This is a genomic window from Candidatus Micrarchaeota archaeon (assembly GCA_021163225.1).
Lineage (GTDB): Archaea > Micrarchaeota > Micrarchaeia > Anstonellales > JAGGXE01 > JAGGXE01.
This window is the reverse complement of the sequence record JAGGXE010000001.1, coordinates 1-16,927: the sequence shown is the minus strand read 5'-3', so window position 1 is coordinate 16,927 and position 16,927 is coordinate 1. Positions and strand designations below refer to the sequence as shown.

Here is a 16,927-nt window from a genome sequence, read left to right as displayed (position 1 = left end):
TCATCTGAATGACGAAAACGCCCAGAATATCAACATAACTGTCCACAGGAGTATAAAAGGTAACGCTACCTTGGCCACTGCTACTATGGCATTTACAGTTGACACGATTTCTATGGCGTGTTTGGTTCCCAAGACCTTGACATCTACCCTCGCCTTGTCCATACCTACACTGGCCGGAAGCATGTCGCGCAAAGCATCGTTCAAAGACGTTTCGATAGCAGGGTATAAAATGTCTAATTGGGATTCTGTTATCGGGTTAACCACACCCCGGACAGCATTGACTTCATGGGTATCTGTAGAGATCAGTTCGACTAAATCGAACCCGAACCTCTCCTTCACTCTTTCTATCACGGTCCTTCTGAAACCGGGAGTGATCCCGTTTGCATCGATGACTATAAAAGCGACCTTTTTAAGTTTTCGTTTACTGCGTTTCGCTCCTTTCTTCCGACCTGCGCCGTCCATAAGTTCGAAAACCAGCGTTTTGATACCTGCACTACCTATGTTATGCCCCTTCACATTCGTATGCCCGAACCCCACCTTAAACCTGGTTTTGATCACCCGGTTCTCCTCTATTAAAGAAGCGTATCTTTCAAGAGCCGACCTACAATCCCAATAGTACCGATGACCGACGGTGTAGGAAAGGACTTTACCCGTATCGCAATTATGTTCATCAAACACTATGGCTTGATCTCTGAACCGTTCCATGAGATTCATCAACGATTCGCCAAACCCGAAATCCGCATCTTCCGTTGTGTCGGGTGCACGTGTTATACCGAATATTGCACTCCTACCGTCATCGATCACATGGAGCGTCGCACTACCGGACTTAACAACTTCGACGGACAGTCCCTCACTATCAGGTTCCATCTTGGATAACAGAGATTTTGTTGTTTCAGTAATAACTTTTAATTCATCCCGCGATACAGGGTTGAAATCGTGCGTGGTTGTGCTGTGCAACACGACAGTTCGGCCAAAACCTTCTTTTGTAAGCAGTTCTGCCAGTTCCGCAGAATACCTGCTACCGCCCAGAGATCCGAACGGTCCGAAATGGATATAAGGAACAACGATATTTATCGGTTCTCCGGAACTTCTGAAGAACCGTACCGCACCTACCCATGTTTTTACAGATTCACCTATCCTATCAAACAGTTCTTCCAGTCTGTCGGATTCGCCCATCCAATGCTCCATAAACAGGTTGAACGCTTCGGTGCTTTTTATTCCGAACATCTGTTTCATGGGGGCGTTGATGAACTGTAAGAACAGGTAACTGCTTACAAAGAATATACAAGATGCAAGGTAAAGTTTGAAGACCTGTGTAAAAAGAATGTCTGAAGAGGTGCCCATAAGGTCGATGTAATTGTTCCCTATCAAAAAGAGACTGAAGTAAGTCATCTGGATAAGAGAGAATACTAAGGCGGTATACGACCTACCGAAAACACTTAACAATGAGATAAACCACAATGCAAACACTGTTCCGTAAAGGAGGTACACAACAAGGTCTGCATACGGAAATGATAGTTCCATCAACGTAAAATAAACGATATAGCCCAGACCGTATATCAGCATTGTAACAAATGAGAGGAATAGTATCCTCCTGAACTTGAAATTCCTGTTGATCGCGTAACAGGTTACTGATGACAACATTGCCGGTATCCCTAACAAGAATATCCCGGTGGCGCTCCCTAACAACAGGCAGGAGAACAGGGATCTCTGAGAATGAATGAACGCTATGAATATGCCAAGGACCGTGCTGATGAGAAACAGCATAAGAAGGGTCTTTTTACTGCTGGGAACGGATATGAGAAACCTGGTAAGATTAACCGCCCGTGTTGTCGAATCTCCTCCCATAAGTGCAACCCCCTTCCGCATCCGGGAACAAGATGAACAATTCACTATTTAAGTATCATACTTTTAAAATACATCTGTTACGATTACGTTTATTATCCGTAGTTTGTCGTGTCCTGTCAAACGGTTGAATATCTTTATAAAGATTATGCGCAAAGGATTAATTGTCTCTTTCGTTCGAAGGTGATGATTATGGGCAGTAATGAAGATTTGCTTCTTCCATGGGTCGAAAAGTACAGACCGAAGACGCTGGATGAAATTATAGGGCAAGATGAGATTGTAGCCAGTCTTAAGGCGTTCGTTAAGAAGAAGAACATGCCGCACCTACTGTTTGCAGGTCCGCCCGGCGTTGGAAAGACAACCGCTACATTGGCACTCGCAAGGGAACTCTTCGGCGAGGATTTTAAGAGCAGTCTCCTTGAATTGAATGCAAGCGATGAGAGAGGGATAGATATTGTGAGAGGAAAGATTAAGGATTTTGCAAGGACTGTTGCATTGTCAGAAGTGCCGTTCAAAATAGTGTTCCTGGACGAAGCCGATTCATTAACCGCTGACGCGCAGCATGCATTAAGGCGTACGATGGAGTTGTATTCGAACATAACGCGGTTTATACTCTCATGCAACTACTCGTCAAAGATAATACAACCTATACAGAGCAGATGTGCCGTCTTCAGGTTTTCGTACCTGAGCGAAGACGATATCAAAAAGATGCTTAACAGAATAATAAAAAGCGAAAAATTAAAGGTGGACAAAAAGGCATTGGAAGCCATTATATACATCTCCGAAGGGGATATGAGAAAGGCGATTAATGCTTTGCAAGGAGCGGCAATGTTATCTTCTCACATCACCGCAGAAGCAATATTCAAACTCAGCAGCAGAGCGCATCCCACAGAGGTACGGAACCTCCTGGAAGAGGCCGTTAACGGAAGCTTTACCAAAGCAAAGGAGTACTTGAACAAACTCATGAGGGATTACTCTATGAGCGGAGAAGATATACTTCTACAGATGTACAGAGAGATAGAGAACGTGAATCTACCAGAAAAGACAAAGGTCGAACTCGTTGATAAGATAGGTGAATACGATTTCAGATTGGTCGAAGGCGCCAACGAAAGGATACAGTTGGAGGCGTTACTTGCCCAATTACGGTTGATAGGTATGAAGAAGTGATTCATCATGGTCAAAGAGAGGTCTGTGGGAGCGGTTATCTACCGGTTGGAAGCGTCACAACCTTATTACCTGCTCTTACATTACGGTGCCGGACATTGGGACTTTCCAAAAGGTCATCCGGAGAAGGGCGAGTCGGACATGGAGGCACTGAGAAGAGAGATCTGGGAAGAAACAGGTATCACAGACGTTGTTTTTGATCTGGAATTCCGAGAAAAGATCCACTATTTCTTCAGAAAGGAAGGTAAAACAGTGTACAAGGAAGTGGTCTTCTTCTTAGGTCAAACTAAAACCAAAGAGGTAAAGCTTTCGTTTGAACATATCGGATACGCATGGCTCACCTACGAAAAGGCGTTGAAACAGTTGACGTTTGATAGTTCAAAACAGGTCCTTGAGAAGGCACACGAACACCTGAAGAGAAATCCGCCTCTCACAGAATTCATGTGAGATGGGGGAGCCGAGATTTGAATTCCCGTCCGACAAACCGTGGACACGTAGGTTGCCGGATCTCGGATCACCAGCTCCCAAAGCTGGCAGCCTGCCAGGTTAGCCTACTCCCCCACCAACTGAAGTAATCCATAAAAATGTATTTAAATACTTCTGTTTCTACCGGGTCTGCGCAAAAGGTGAGTAAAGAAGGTCACTTTAGAGAAACAAATTTCACATCTTGGACATGATATCTTCCGTTGTTGTCGGATATGACTATCTCAGTAATGTTAAAGGCATTACCCGGAATCACATTGACAACGGTCGTACCGTTGACGGTCTTCCAACCGTACTGTTCGTGCACGTGACCGGACAGACTTAACAAAGGATGGTATTCTTTGATAATCTTCAGCAAAGATTTACTGCCAACATGCTTGCCCGAATAGGTAAGGTCAAAGAGACCGTAAGGCGGACCGTGTGTCAGTATTATCGTCCTCTCATCTATCCCTATATTTTTCAACGTTTCGTATATTTCGGACTCGGTAAGTTCATTGAACATAGTATAAGGCGTCTTCAATGTCCCGTCTAAACCGGTTATTCTCAACCCTCTGTACTCCGCCAACCGTTTATCTACCGATATACCTCTATCCTTAAGTATGTCTCTAACAGGTTTCGGGTCAACGTTTCCGACTATTCCGAAAACAGAGGTTCTTTCTACAAGAAGATCTATCAATTCCCGGACAAACGATAAACCGCCGCCGTTTACCAGGTCCCCCAGTAGAAAAACAGCGTCGACAGTATTGGTTGAAAGATAGTTTTGTAAAAGGTTCAAAAACAGTTCTTCACCGTGGACATCTCCGAACGCTACGAATTTCATCTTCTCACGTTCTTAAGGATACGGTCAATCTGTCTATCCATCTTCTCCTTGAGTTTGTCGGCTATGAAGTTTTTGGTTAAGGCATCCGCCTTTGCAGCAATAGCTAACTTCGTCGCGATAGCACGCGCAATCTTGCCTCTAAGACGTTTAGGTGCCCGGTTAACTGCAGGATACTGAAACAATAATCCGTGCTTAGGCGGTTTCGTGCCCTTCCGCAGGTGCTTGAAAAAAGCCTTCTCAGCACCCAAAACCTGGACAGTACTTGCAGGGGCATCTGCCAAACGCTCAAGGCTACCGGCAGCGCTCAGAAGTTTTGCAGTAAGTTCCTCACCGATAAGATAAGACATGTTGGGACACAGTTTACGGGTGCGTTTTCTGATGTCTTCGACGAGTTGTTTACGATGTTCGTACAGAGAAGATACAAGGTCAAGTATAGACTTAACAGGTAGCGGTTTATCTGTTTCTTTGGAAACTTTGTTAACCAGTTGTTCCATACTTTTGTACCGTATCTCGGGATAATAGATTTTAGTCCAATCTTCTAGACGTTCGTACAAAAGGTTTAACACTTTATCGATAGTTTCGACCGTAGACACCTCTTCGATGATTATGTTATCTTCTCTTCTCAAAGATTGCGTAACCCTGGTCTTTATCTTCTTCAAAAGAACATCTCTTTTTTTAGAGGATTTAGTAGAGTTCATGGTAATGGTTAAAGATAGAAAACTATTTAAAATCAATCGTAAAACGAGCAGCACAAAAAAAAGTCGGATTAAAAAGCGGTAAAGGTGTCAGCAGCAGGGCGCCTTCCCGCGGAGGGACCGCAGTACAAGCAACCCCGTGCGCAGGCTTAACTTCCGTGTTCGGGATGGGTACGGGTGTTTCCCTGCGCCTATGGCCGCTGACGTATATTTCATGATATGAAGGATTTAAAAAACTTTCTACACTCTCTAGAGTTTCTGACCGACCAAAAAGATATGATCCTTTTCAAACCTGTGTATATCTATCTGTTCTATAAGTTGGAAGTTCTTTGAAAACTCGTTGATCACCTCTTCAAAAACAACTTTCACAGGTTTGGACACGTCTATGCTCTGTGATTTGACCGCCAACATCACGTATCCGTTTCTTTTTAGAAACCTTTCAGAGTTACGCACAAGGATATCTATCTGATCAGGTTGGGCAACATCTTCATAGATGACGTCTACATTCACCAACTCTTCAGGGTCGACGTACTCAAAATATTCGTCCGGGTTTCGCGCATCTGCGAATATCGGCACCATATTATCTCTCCACCTGCACACTTCAACGAGTTTCTGCATGGATTCTGGTGAGAACTCAACGCAATAAACAGTACCCTCCCTGCCTACGATATCGGACACGTGAGAACATGTTGTCCCGGTAGCAGCACCGAGATAAAGCACGGTAGCACCCGGTTCTATTACCATATGAGTAAGACCTGAGAGTATGGCTGCAGCCAGTTTGCTACGATACGGATTCCACAACCTATATTCGCAACCGTTGAGTTTAACGATGCGTTCTCCGTAAACCGGATGGTCTGTAATAAGATTTTTTGTTGCGAGTTTACCTTTGACCTTGAACACATTGGGAAATATCTCCTCTATCATCGCATTCAAAAAGGTCAGCAAACAAATAAAAATTTTCTTGTAATAAACCCGAAATGCCGTATCCGCCGCATTCTCAAAAATCTCAAAGGGAATCCAAAACATTTATTAATATGTTTGCGTATCAAAATTTTAACACTCATTAAAAACTTTGTCAGGTGATAGCCATGGGTATACTGACCTGTGAACGGTGCGGAGAACAGGTTTACAAAGTGGAAAGATGCGATTACTGCGGTAGATTGATCTGTCACTCATGCGTAAAATCGAGCAGAAAAACTAAAGACGGACGAAGAGTGATATGTAAAGATTGCTGGACAGACACACAGAAAAGAAAGGCATATAAGAGAGATTGAAAAGAAAAACTAAAGACTTTTGTTGATTCAAGTCTCACTTTTTTCTTTTGATAGATACACTCAGTTGTTCTCCTTCGATTTTCCAGGATTTCTCCTGAGTTTTATCAGTCATTGTTATCGATGATGCGTTAACCGCCCTCTTGAATTCATCAGTATGCTTTTCGATGATGTTAGCCAATTTGTCCGATGCATTGATAACCACATCGATAGTGTCCGATTCGACCAACCTGTTTTCTTTTCTCATCATCTGTATCCTTCGTATTACCTCACGCAGCATACCCTCTTCGAACAACTCTTCAGATAACGTTGATTTGAGATAAACCTTTCCGTAATCGCACAACCCTACCTCGTATCCGGGATAACTCTCTTCGACAACCACCAACTCGGGTTTGAGTTCGTAACCGGTCCCCTTGAATAGTTTACCTAATCCCACGGTCTTCTGAAGTTCGATCGGATCCACGTTATACACTTCTTTGAATATATCGTCTGCAAGATCCTTGTACAACTCTTTTATTTTCTCCTCGTCCAAGGTTACCTTGACCTGCGAATCAACTTTCGATTCGATCCGAACATCCTTAATGTTAGCCATATCTCTGATCACATCTGAAAACTTCATGACCGCTTCTTCGGAGAAACTGTCAAAAGGCACAAAGATTATTTCTTCGACAGGCCATCTGAGTTTGATACCTGCCTTCTGTCTCAAGGTGTTGACCGTACTCACTACCTGATCCGCAACATCGAACATCCGTTCAACGCTTGGGTCTATCTTCAGTGTATCGTACTCCGGCCAATCGTACATAAATATAGATTCTTCACCGTTCAACCTCTTTTTATAGACTGTTTGGTAGATGTGTTCGCTCAAGAAAGGAGCAACTATACCGAAGGCTTTCAAGAAATCGAAGTATACGTCGAAGAGCACCGATAATGCAACCTCTTTCTTCTTATCCGCCTTTATCCTCGATTTGACAAGTTTTATGTACCTTCTGCTGAGCATTTCCTCTGCAAACTCTTTCAACACTCTCGTAGCAATGTGGAAGTTGTACTGGTCCATCGCTTCGGTAGCCTTCTTCAGTGTTGAATTGAACTTGGATATTATCCATCTGTCTTCGATCAACAGGTCTTCATCGGAATAGTCTATCCGTTCATCCACAAACCTGTCGATAAACGTACCTATATTAGCCAGTATATTAAGGGACGCTTTCGCCTCCTTGAGTTCGTTCCAACTGAATTTTACATCTTCCCAAGGAACGTTTTTCATAACCCACAACCTAAAGGCGTCTGCACCGTACTGTTCGATTATCTTCTCAACCGGTACAAAGTTGCCGAGGCTCTTACTCATCGTGTTACCATCTTCAGCAAGGAACATACCGTGCTGCATAACTGTCTTGTACGGAGCCCTGTCGTAATGGATCGTACCGAAAGCCAACAGAGAATAGAACCATCCACGCACCTGATCACGTCCCTCAACTATAAAATCTGCGACTTCATACCTCTTTCTTTCATCATCGGTCAAAGAAGCCCAAACCGCATTCCCGGAATCGACCCAAACATCCAACACATCCGGAACCCTACGCATCTCACCTCCGCATGAATCGCACTTCAATGTCACCTCATCGATGTACGGTCTATGGTAGTCATCAAGTTTTTTCGGAAGTTCTTTAAAGGAACCTACAACCTTTACAGCACCACAACGTTCACATCTCCATATCGGTAAGGGTATCCCCCAGTACCTCTGTCGCGAAATGCACCAATTAGAGGTCTCGCCTACAAAATCACTCATTCGTTTACGTAGGTAATCTGGCACCCATACAGTATTTGCTATGTTTTCCAACATCTTATCTTTGATATCTCCTACTTTTATGAACCACTGTTTCATGTTTATGTATATGAGAGGTGTCTTACAACGCCAACAACGCATATACCTATGCTTAATCGTCTCAGCAAAGAGAAGAGCGCCTTTCTTCTCAAGGTCCTCTATCACGATATCGTTGGTTTTCAAAACCTCCAAACCGGCGTATTTGCCCGCGGTTTCGTCAAACGTGCCCTCTTTAGTAACCGGAGAATAAATCTCGAGGTCGTACCGTTTTCCTATCTCATAATCCTCTGGACCGTGACCTGGCGCACAATGAACCAGACCTGAACCCTCCTCCATTGTAACGTATTCATCACTGAGAACTACGTGTCTATCGTAGGTTTTTCCTATAAACTCCTGAAGAGGATGCTCGTATCTCAACCCGTCGAGTCGTTTACCGCTCATCTCATCGATGATCACACCACTTTTTCCAGTCTTCTCCAACACGTAATCCAATCGGTCTTTCGCAACGATCCATACCTCATCGTCGACCTTAACTCTAACGTACGTAGCAGACGGATGAACCATCACGGCAAGGTTGGATATCAACGTCCATGGTGTAGTGGTCCATATGACCAAGTATTCGTTCGGTTTGTCCTTAAGTTTGAATTTGACAAAGATGCTCGGGTCCTCTTTTTCAAAATATTCGAGTTCATAGTTAGCCAAAGTTGTTTGACAACGGGGACAATAGGGAACTACGTAATTCCCCTCATACAGCAATCCCTTATCATCGGCCCGTTTTATATTCTGCCAAACCTGTTCCATATAGGAGTTTCTATAAGTTGCATAATGGTTTTCGAAATCCAGCCAAACACCGAACCGTTCAAACTTTTCACTCATACTTTTGATGTACCTGGTAGCGAACCGTTTACATTTATCGATGAACGTTTTAACACCTATTTTCTCTTCGATGTCACCTTTAGATGTTACTCCCTCCTCTTTTTCGACTTTAACTTCGATAGGTAAGCCGTGAGTATCAAAACCTGCTCTGTCATGTACGTAGTAGCCTTTCATCCTGATATACCTTAAATACATATCCTTGATAACATGATTCCACACTGTTCCGGGATGCGGGTCACCTGTTGCATAAGGAGGTCCCTCACAGAAGTAGAACGGTTTATCCTTGTGTTTCTCATTCAACTTCTCACGTATCCTTTTTTCACGCCAGAATTTCAATATATTTTCCTCGATCTCTTTGTGATTCAACACATCGAACACCTCCGCTGTTATAAGAATATGCGTTCTTTAATTACCAATGTTAAATTTTTATACATGACGGTAGTTTAGAAGGTCTGTAAAAACAAGTCAGAGTAATAAATATAAAGATTCGCGCACTATATCGTTTGATCTCTTAGAAGGAGTGGTTGTCGGCTTAAAGAGAACATCTTCGGAAATACAGGGGTGTATCCGAATGAGTATCGATTGGAACGAATTAGAGAGGAGATGGCAAACAGAATGGGACAAGGCTAAGGTTGCTGAAGCGGTAAGGGAAGAAGGAAAAAAGAAATTCTACATGGTTTTTGCGTATCCGTACCCGACTGGGTTCCTGCACACAGGACACATGAGAGGGTATACATATGCGGACATGATAACACGGTTCAAACGTCTTGCAGGATACAATGCAATGTTACCCATAGGGATACATGCCACCGGTAACGGAGTAATCGCAAAGGCGCAACTTATTGCAAGAGGTGATGAAAAGTATATCAACTATCTGAGAGAGAACAACGTGCCTGAAGAGGATATTAAAAAACTCACGGACCCCGAGACTTTCGTAAGATATTTCGGTAAGCTGTACGTAAGAGATATGAAAAGGTTTGGTATCCTGATCAATGAGAGAACGTATGTTACAACAATCGATAGGATATACAACAAATTCATAGAATGGCAGTTTCACAAACTGATGGACCTGGGACTGCTGATACAGAAAGAATACTATGCAACCTATTGTGAGAACTGCGGACCGGTTTCCGTAGACCCTGCTGAGACGGATGTCAGCAAAGGAGGAAATGCTGAAAAAATCGAATACACGCTACTAAAGTTCAGGACGGATATCGATAACTACGGGACTGTGTACTTGATCGCCGCTACACTAAGACCTGAGACGGTATTCGGCCAAACCAATCTATGGGTCGACCCTGATGAAGAGTATGTTGTGATGGATGTTGAAGGGGAAACATGGGTCGGTAGCAAACCGTTTGCTGAAAAGATAAAATACCAGAAAGACCGCGTTGAAATAAAAGGTACTGTAAAAGGAAGCGATTTGATAGGCAAATACGTCATGGCCCCCGGTATAATGAGAGAGATAATCGTACTCCCCTCAAAATTCTGCGACCCGAACGTAGGTTCTGGTATCGTGACCTCTGTACCTTCCGACGCGCCGCACGATTGGATGGGTCTGTACGACTTGCAAAACCATCCGGAAGAATGTAAAAAGTACGGACTGAACCGCGAAGAGGTACAGAAGATACAACCTATACCGATAATAGAAACACCCGGCTGGGGCGAATTTCCTGCAAAAGAGATATGTGAAAGAATGGGAATAAGAAGTTCCACAGACCCCAAACTTGAAGATGCTAAAAAAGAGATATACAAATCGGGTTATTACAAAGGTGTGATGAGAGAAACCGCGGGTAAATACGCTGGTATGCCTGTGGAAAAGGCAAAAGAACTCGTTAAACAAGAACTTATCAAAGAAGGGTTGGCAGATATCTTCTACGACCTTTCAGAAGAAGTGATATGTAGATGTGGCGGGCGCGTATTCATAAAAAAGGTGGATCACCAGTGGTTCATCGATTATAGCAAAGACTGGCTGAATGAAAGGGCGATCGAATGGGGTAAACAGATGAATGTTAAACCTCAAGAGTACTACGAATTCTTACCCGATGCATTACGTTGGTTTAAAGAAAGACCTTGTGCACGAATGGGAAGATGGCTAGGTACAAAGTTCCCGTTTGATGAAAGGTATACTATTGAAGCGATTTCGGATTCTACACTCTACCCAATATTCTATCTGGTATCCATGTACAAAGATAGGTTCACCCCTGAACAGTTAACACTCAAATTCTTTGATTATGTGTTCTTAGGTAAAGGTGATGCGAAATCCGTTGCTGAAGAGAACGGGATGGACGTATCGTTGGTAGAGGAAATAAAGAAAAACGTATGGTACTGGTATCCGTTGGACATAAACCTCGGAGGTAAAGAACATACCACGGTACATTTCCCTCCGTTCGTTAAGAACCATGTAGCAATCCTACCGAAAGAGTTATGGCCGAGAGGAATCTTTGTAAACTATTGGATAATCTCGCATACGAAAGAGAAATTATCGAAGAGTAAGGGCGGGGCGCAACCGGTTCCGGGCATGGCTGAGAGATACGGGGTAGACCCGATGCGGCTGTTCTATGCGAACATAGCAAAACCGTACGTAGATGTAGAGTTTGATGAGAAGCAGGTCTTCGAATACCGGGAAAGATTAGAATGGATGTACAACGAAGTGAAACGGTTGTGGGAACTGAGCGAACAACTTACCGATGCACGAACGCACATAGATGACTGGCTGGAACATAGAATAAAAGCATATCTATGGCAGATAGAGAAAGATATCGACAGTTTTGAACTTAAACATGCAACCGATATCGTATACTACCGAATACTGTCAGATATACAATGGTATCTGAAAAGAAAGGGTAGGAACAGAGAGGTGCTTAGAAATACCATAAAAACATTAGTTCAACTGATGTCGCCTTTCACACCGCACCTTGCGGAGGAGATATGGCACACCGTAATAGGTGAATCTACGTTGGTCTGTCAGACAAAACTTCCTCCTATAGAAAAGACAGAATTCATAGAAAAGGATTCTGAATGGTACATAAAGAAGGTCACGGAAGATGTAAACCATATACTCAAGGTGATAAAGAAGGAACCAAAGAAGATCACGTTCTTTGTTTCGGCACCTTGGAAGAGAGAGATGGTCAGAAAAGCGTTAACAGTCGAATACAACATGAAATCGATAATGGATGCATTGATGACCGATAGACGGTTCGAAGAACATAAGAGAGAGATCGCTACCTTGATCAAGAAAGTCTTCAAGATGTTACCTGAGTATAGGGACATGCCCGAACTGAACGAAGAAGAAATCCTGACAAACGCATCAGAATACTTTAAAGAGAGGTTTGATGCAGAAATCGTTGTAATGAAAGAGGGAGACGCTTCGGACCCGAAGGCAAAGAATGCGTTACCGCTCAAACCCGCCATAAAGATAGAATAGTTTTTACAGAAAACCGTTTTCGGGAAGGTGTTCAGGATGTTGAGGTTGTACAACACGATGTCGAGACGTGTGGAAGAGTTCAGACCTATTAAAGAAGGAGAGGTACGGATGTACACATGCGGACCGACCGTCTACAACTATCCGCACATCGGCAACTACCGAACGTACGTGTTCGAAGATCTGTTGAGGAGATATCTGGAATACAAGGGATACAAAGTAATCCATGTGATGAACATCACCGATGTTGATGATAAAACCATTAGGGATTCGCAGAAGGAAGGGATACCTCTAAAGATGTTCACCTCCAGGTACGAAACAGCGTTCTATGAAGATCTACATACTCTAAACATCGAGTTTGCCCATTACTACCCTCATGCTACAGAACATATACCCGAGATGGTCGCACTTATCAAAAAACTCATAGAAAAGGGTTATGCATACAAAGGAGAGGACGGGAGTTATTATTACTCTGTCAAAAAGTTCAAAGAGTACGGAAAACTTTCCCACATGGATGTATCACAACTCAAACCCGGTGCAAGGGTTAGTCATGACGAGTACGAGAAACAGGAACTGGCAGATTTTGCGTTATGGAAAGCATGGGATGAGAAAGACGGACCCGTGTATTGGGATACCGAACTCGGTAGGGGAAGGCCGGGTTGGCATATAGAATGCTCGGCTATGAGCATGAAGTATTTGGGTCCGCATTTCGATATCCATTGCGGAGGTGTGGATAACATATTCCCGCATCACGAGAATGAGATCGCGCAAAGCGAAGCGGCGACAGGCGAAACCTTTGTTAACTATTGGATCCATTCAGCACATCTGATAGTGGAAGGTAAGAAGATGAGCAAGTCGCTGGGCAACTTCTATACCCTCAGGGATCTGCTGAAGATGGGTTACCATCCGCGTGCGATCAGATACCTCCTCCTATCCACACATTACAGAGAACAACTGAACTTCACTTTCGATGCTCTCAGAGCAGCTACCGAAACCATCGAGAATATTGACATGTTTATACAACGTCTTCTCATACGTGCAAAGGAAACCGAGGACGGAAAGACGGGAATAATAGAGGATGCGATCGAAAAGGCAAGGAAAGGGTTTGAAGATGGGATGGATAACGACCTTCAGATTTCGTTGGCATTACCGCATCTGTTCAAATTCATTAACACGGTAAATGCGAAGTTCAATCAACTTAAAAAGGACGACATAGAAGATATACTCGGGTTTTTGAAAGAGATAGACAGAGTGTTGGGTGTAATGAAATTCGAGCTTCCGCGTATACCGAAAGATATTGAGGAACTTGTAGAGGAGAGACGTAGAGCACGTGAAAACAAAGATTGGGAAACAGCCGATAAGATAAGGGAAGAAATACGCAGCAAAGGGTTTGAAGTTCACGATGTAAAAGATAAAACGTACATCTTAAAACGGATCCTTTAAACATCTGTTTTAAAGCGGTTTAGACAAAGAAACAGAAATACGAGTCGGTCTGGTTCGATGCAAAGGTTTAAAAAGAGAAATAACAATATACCATAAAATAACACTCAAACTCATAGGGGGTGGGACACATATGGAAGACCCTGTTGATATGGATGAGAAGATGGATGAAAAAGAAGATGAGAGAATGGATGAAAAGGTAGAGGATGACAAAAACGAGGAAACGATCGAAATAGATGAAGGAAAGGTATTATTGATCGCTGCAGCTTTGGGAATCGTTGTACTTGTCGGTTTAGCATTTCTGTTCAATGTGCCGCAAACTATATACACCGCCATAGCTAACATGTTCACTACCGATCACCAGGATACCGAAGAAACCAATGTCTCTGCAACAACTACATCTGAACAGATAACACAACTCTCTAATGCTACTGAAAGTTCGAATGCTTCCGATGAGGAAGTAGAATTTCAACCCGAGCCAGATACCTCCGAAGAGCAGGACGAATCGGAGAATGCAACGGAGGATCAAACCAACCCTGTTGAGAAGAGTTGCGCGGTTGAAGACATGGAGATAGTGATAAACGATGGTGATGATGTCACATATGACAGAGATGTAGAACTAACCATCCGTGCCAAAAATGCGGTGGCGTGCAGGGTTAGAAACGAAGACGACGAATGGAAAGATAACGAGTCGGGTTGGTTCGAGTTCGAAGGGCCGGAGATGGAAATGGATTGGGAACTGAGTAGCGGACACGGCACAAAGGAAGTATATCTCCAGTGCAAGGATGAAAAAGGATTGATATCCGAGGAGGTATACGATAGGATAAGGTACAAAACAAGAAGCCATAGCGGAGGAGGTCACGGTCCGAGACCGTCGATAGAATACCTGTGGGTCAACGATTACAATGTTTCGGAACTGTACACGAACTATCCGAGGGTTGTGCTGTACTACAAAGTTTATAACGCATCCCGTTGCTACGCAAGCGAAGGCGGATCGAACTGGGTTGAAGTACATTGCTCAAACGGATTCCCGGACGCGGCATACTTCGATATCACCCCAACCGAAGGCATCAAAACGTTGTATCTCAAAGCCGAAAACCGTTACGGAATTGCGGACATGAAAACAGTAAGGGTAATATACGATATCACTCCGCCAACAGTAAACAATCTTAAAGCGAGAGAATCCTACGATCCGTTGGGAAGACCCGTTGTACATTTGAATTGGGATTGTGACGAACAGGGGGTAACATACAAGGTTTACAGGTACGAACACGGAAGCCTCGGCAGATTACGTCCCGGTGATAGACCGCATGTCCAGTTCGAACTCATAGGCACTACTGATCAACCCAGATGGAAGGACAGAAACGTAACCGAAGGAAAGAAGTATTCATACTATATCGTTGCGGAGGACAGAGCAGGCAACGTCGGTCCGGAATCAGAAATCGTTGAGATTACTGTGGAATCCTGGAGGAACCCGAGCCCGGGTAGGGATAGGACAGAAGATGCCACACCTGTCGCACCGGATGACATGGCATGCGTATGAACCCTCATTTGAAATAATCGGGCGGAAACAGGTATATCTTCAACCTCCCTTTTCTTTTTGCAATGTTAAACCGCATCTGAAGAGGTCTCCAGATGTCCGGCGAACCTATACCTGCATAAAAATCTATGTCAAATATTTCTCTGCCGGTCACGTATAACCTGTTACTCAATGAAGATTTTATAGCGGTACCTGTGTCAACACATCTATAGAATCCGTCTATCTTCGGATCACCTGCATCAACATAGATATAGTATCCTAAAAACCTGGGGTCTACGGCAACCGTATCAAACGCACGCACTTCGTACCCAGTAGCACTGCGCAGTACGGGGTACCATTTGAACCTCAGAGTATCGATATCGAATCCCACCACAGGATACTTCGGATTGGGCGGATTTTGGACAACTGCACTACCCTGCATTTTTATCACGCGTAACGTGTCTTTATCCGAATAATCAAACTTTGGAATGAGAGGAGTATAGTAAACGGTCGGATAAGGACGACGTATCCTTCTACCCAATGCCTCGGGTTTGTAATTATGTCTGAACGGTAACTCGACCGGCTCCGGATATTCGAAATCCCTAAATATCTGCGTACGGAGTTTCGTTCCAGTAAACCTTTGGTACACTGCATTCTGTCTGGACGTCTCGGTTTTACCCTCTACCTTTTCGTACAGTTGGAGATACCTTTTGAATACGTATATACCGAGCCCCTCACGGTCAACGCGTCTGGTTTTTCTTCTCCCGGTCAACTGCCTGTATCTTCTGCCGTTTACGCGTCGCCAATGGTCATGTGCCCATGCGTACATATCCCACACAGTCCTGAACATACCTGGAGTGATCACGCCGCCGTTCTCTCGATATTTTGCCAAACATCTCAGGATAGAAGATGTACCCTCTGGAGAAACAGCCATAGCCAAATAAGCGTACTCCTGATCCTCCCTGGGTAACTTTCCTATAAACTCCAATGCTTCAGGATACGTTTCCTCTATCCGTCTCCATCTATATTCTACAAATTCACGTATAACCTTCGCCTTCTCACCGAACATGTAGGAGGTGAGTGAACCTGTACCGCCGCGTTTCAGGTCCCATATTTTAAAGGCGTGGGAATCAATTTGTTCCGGATGGAGCACAAAGAACCTGTAAGCCGTCTTGTACCCTTCGGTGTACGCAAACCCGTGCTTCCGCACCAGTCCGTGTTCCAGTTCGAACATGCCCTTGCGTGCCATTCTCACAGCTGCATTCAACAGCATATCGCTTTCCCGATGTATATGGAACAACCGTTTACGGATGTTCGTACCTGTATACACCAGATATATTTGTTCGTGTCTTTCTTTGACAGGTACCTCTTTAGAGAAATTTAAAGAAGAGTAGAGGTCAAAGAACCTCCTGACCACGTACCTGGCGACCGTTTCGTTATCCAGGTGTTGAGGCTTTCTCTTGTGCATCAAACGGTAATACGATTTTGAATTGATTCGGTCCCTGTTCTCTAACGTCCACACAAACATGTCCGCTAAGACGTTCAAAGTCCCATTGTCAAAGGATCCTTTT

12 protein-coding genes, 1 tRNA gene and 1 rRNA gene are annotated in these 16,927 nt (G+C 43.9%); 6 read left to right on the top strand and 8 right to left on the bottom strand.

All coding sequences use genetic code 11. The features are described 5' to 3' along the window. A complete protein-coding gene (locus J7K41_00070) occupies window positions 1-1,848 on the bottom strand; it encodes a DUF2070 family protein (GenBank protein MCD6549098.1) in 1,848 nt (615 codons plus the stop codon). 207 nt (window positions 1,849-2,055) lie between these two features. On the opposite strand from J7K41_00070, the gene J7K41_00065 reads away from it, so the two are divergent. Continuing rightward, complete coding sequence (locus J7K41_00065) at window positions 2,056-3,012, top strand: replication factor C small subunit (protein MCD6549097.1); 957 nt, start codon at window positions 2,056-2,058, stop codon at window positions 3,010-3,012. A gap of 6 nt (window positions 3,013-3,018) precedes the next feature. Next, a complete protein-coding gene (locus J7K41_00060; GenBank protein ID MCD6549096.1) occupies window positions 3,019-3,456 on the top strand; it encodes an NUDIX domain-containing protein in 438 nt (145 codons plus the stop codon). A gap of 2 nt (window positions 3,457-3,458) precedes the next feature. Here J7K41_00060 and J7K41_00055 read toward each other — a convergent pair. The 5 genes from J7K41_00055 to J7K41_00035 all read right to left on the bottom strand — a co-directional run bounded on the left by J7K41_00055 (window position 3,459) and on the right by J7K41_00035 (window position 5,931). Beyond that, a tRNA-Pro gene (locus J7K41_00055) sits at window positions 3,459-3,570 on the bottom strand. 79 nt (window positions 3,571-3,649) lie between these two features. After that, window positions 3,650-4,312 carry a metallophosphoesterase gene (locus J7K41_00050; protein MCD6549095.1) on the bottom strand — a complete coding sequence of 221 codons (663 nt, stop codon included), beginning with the start codon at window positions 4,310-4,312 and terminating at the stop codon, window positions 3,650-3,652. Next, entirely contained in the window at window positions 4,309-5,010 is a 702-nt protein-coding gene (locus tag J7K41_00045) for an NOP58 family protein (GenBank protein ID MCD6549094.1), read from the bottom strand. Before J7K41_00045 ends, J7K41_00050 begins: the two co-directional genes overlap by 4 nt. 85 nt (window positions 5,011-5,095) lie before the next feature. Next, window positions 5,096-5,212, bottom strand: a 5S ribosomal RNA gene (gene rrf, locus J7K41_00040). A gap of 44 nt (window positions 5,213-5,256) precedes the next feature. Further along, window positions 5,257-5,931 (bottom strand): fibrillarin-like rRNA/tRNA 2'-O-methyltransferase, encoded by a 675-nt coding sequence (locus J7K41_00035; GenBank protein MCD6549093.1) that lies wholly within the window; start codon window positions 5,929-5,931, stop codon window positions 5,257-5,259. A 164-nt stretch (window positions 5,932-6,095) separates the two neighbouring features. On the opposite strand from J7K41_00035, the gene J7K41_00030 reads away from it, so the two are divergent. Then, window positions 6,096-6,281: a hypothetical protein gene (locus tag J7K41_00030; GenBank protein MCD6549092.1), complete on the top strand. Its 186-nt coding sequence runs from the start codon at window positions 6,096-6,098 to the stop codon at window positions 6,279-6,281. Between the two features lie 34 nt (window positions 6,282-6,315). On the opposite strand, the gene J7K41_00025 is transcribed toward J7K41_00030, so the two are convergent. Further along, the gene (locus J7K41_00025) at window positions 6,316-9,342 is read right to left on the bottom strand and encodes an isoleucine--tRNA ligase (GenBank protein ID MCD6549091.1); all 3,027 of its coding nucleotides are present in this window, start codon (window positions 9,340-9,342) and stop codon (window positions 6,316-6,318) included. A gap of 202 nt (window positions 9,343-9,544) precedes the next feature. Between J7K41_00025 and leuS the strand changes: the two genes are divergently transcribed. The 3 genes from leuS (at window position 9,545) to J7K41_00010 (ending at window position 15,380) form a co-directional block, all read left to right on the top strand. After that, complete coding sequence (gene leuS, locus J7K41_00020; GenBank protein ID MCD6549090.1) at window positions 9,545-12,400, top strand: leucine--tRNA ligase; 2,856 nt, start codon at window positions 9,545-9,547, stop codon at window positions 12,398-12,400. A 36-nt stretch (window positions 12,401-12,436) separates the two neighbouring features. After that, complete coding sequence (cysS, locus tag J7K41_00015; protein ID MCD6549089.1) at window positions 12,437-13,840, top strand: cysteine--tRNA ligase; 1,404 nt, start codon at window positions 12,437-12,439, stop codon at window positions 13,838-13,840. Between the two features lie 130 nt (window positions 13,841-13,970). Continuing rightward, the gene (locus tag J7K41_00010; GenBank protein MCD6549088.1) at window positions 13,971-15,380 is read left to right on the top strand and encodes a hypothetical protein; all 1,410 of its coding nucleotides are present in this window, start codon (window positions 13,971-13,973) and stop codon (window positions 15,378-15,380) included. A 4-nt stretch (window positions 15,381-15,384) separates the two neighbouring features. Here the strand turns inward: J7K41_00010 and J7K41_00005 are convergent. After that, a partial coding sequence (locus J7K41_00005; GenBank protein ID MCD6549087.1) for a hypothetical protein occupies window positions 15,385-16,927 on the bottom strand: 1,543 nt, incomplete at its 5' end.

What these genes read in the sequence shown, in the direction of transcription:
- J7K41_00070 (MCD6549098.1), bottom strand. Translation starts at nt 1,848, where the DNA reads ATGGGAGGAGATTCGACAACACGGGCGGTTAATCTTACCAGGTTTCTC.
- J7K41_00060 (MCD6549096.1), top strand. Translation starts at nt 3,019, where the DNA reads ATGGTCAAAGAGAGGTCTGTGGGAGCGGTTATCTACCGGTTGGAAGCG.
- J7K41_00050 (MCD6549095.1), bottom strand. Translation starts at nt 4,312, where the DNA reads ATGAAATTCGTAGCGTTCGGAGATGTCCACGGTGAAGAACTGTTTTTG.
- J7K41_00045 (MCD6549094.1), bottom strand. Translation starts at nt 5,010, where the DNA reads ATGAACTCTACTAAATCCTCTAAAAAAAGAGATGTTCTTTTGAAGAAG.
- J7K41_00035 (MCD6549093.1), bottom strand. Translation starts at nt 5,931, where the DNA reads ATGATAGAGGAGATATTTCCCAATGTGTTCAAGGTCAAAGGTAAACTC.
- J7K41_00030 (MCD6549092.1), top strand. Translation starts at nt 6,096, where the DNA reads ATGGGTATACTGACCTGTGAACGGTGCGGAGAACAGGTTTACAAAGTG.
- leuS (MCD6549090.1), top strand. Translation starts at nt 9,545, where the DNA reads ATGAGTATCGATTGGAACGAATTAGAGAGGAGATGGCAAACAGAATGG.
- cysS (MCD6549089.1), top strand. Translation starts at nt 12,437, where the DNA reads ATGTTGAGGTTGTACAACACGATGTCGAGACGTGTGGAAGAGTTCAGA.
- J7K41_00010 (MCD6549088.1), top strand. Translation starts at nt 13,971, where the DNA reads ATGGAAGACCCTGTTGATATGGATGAGAAGATGGATGAAAAAGAAGAT.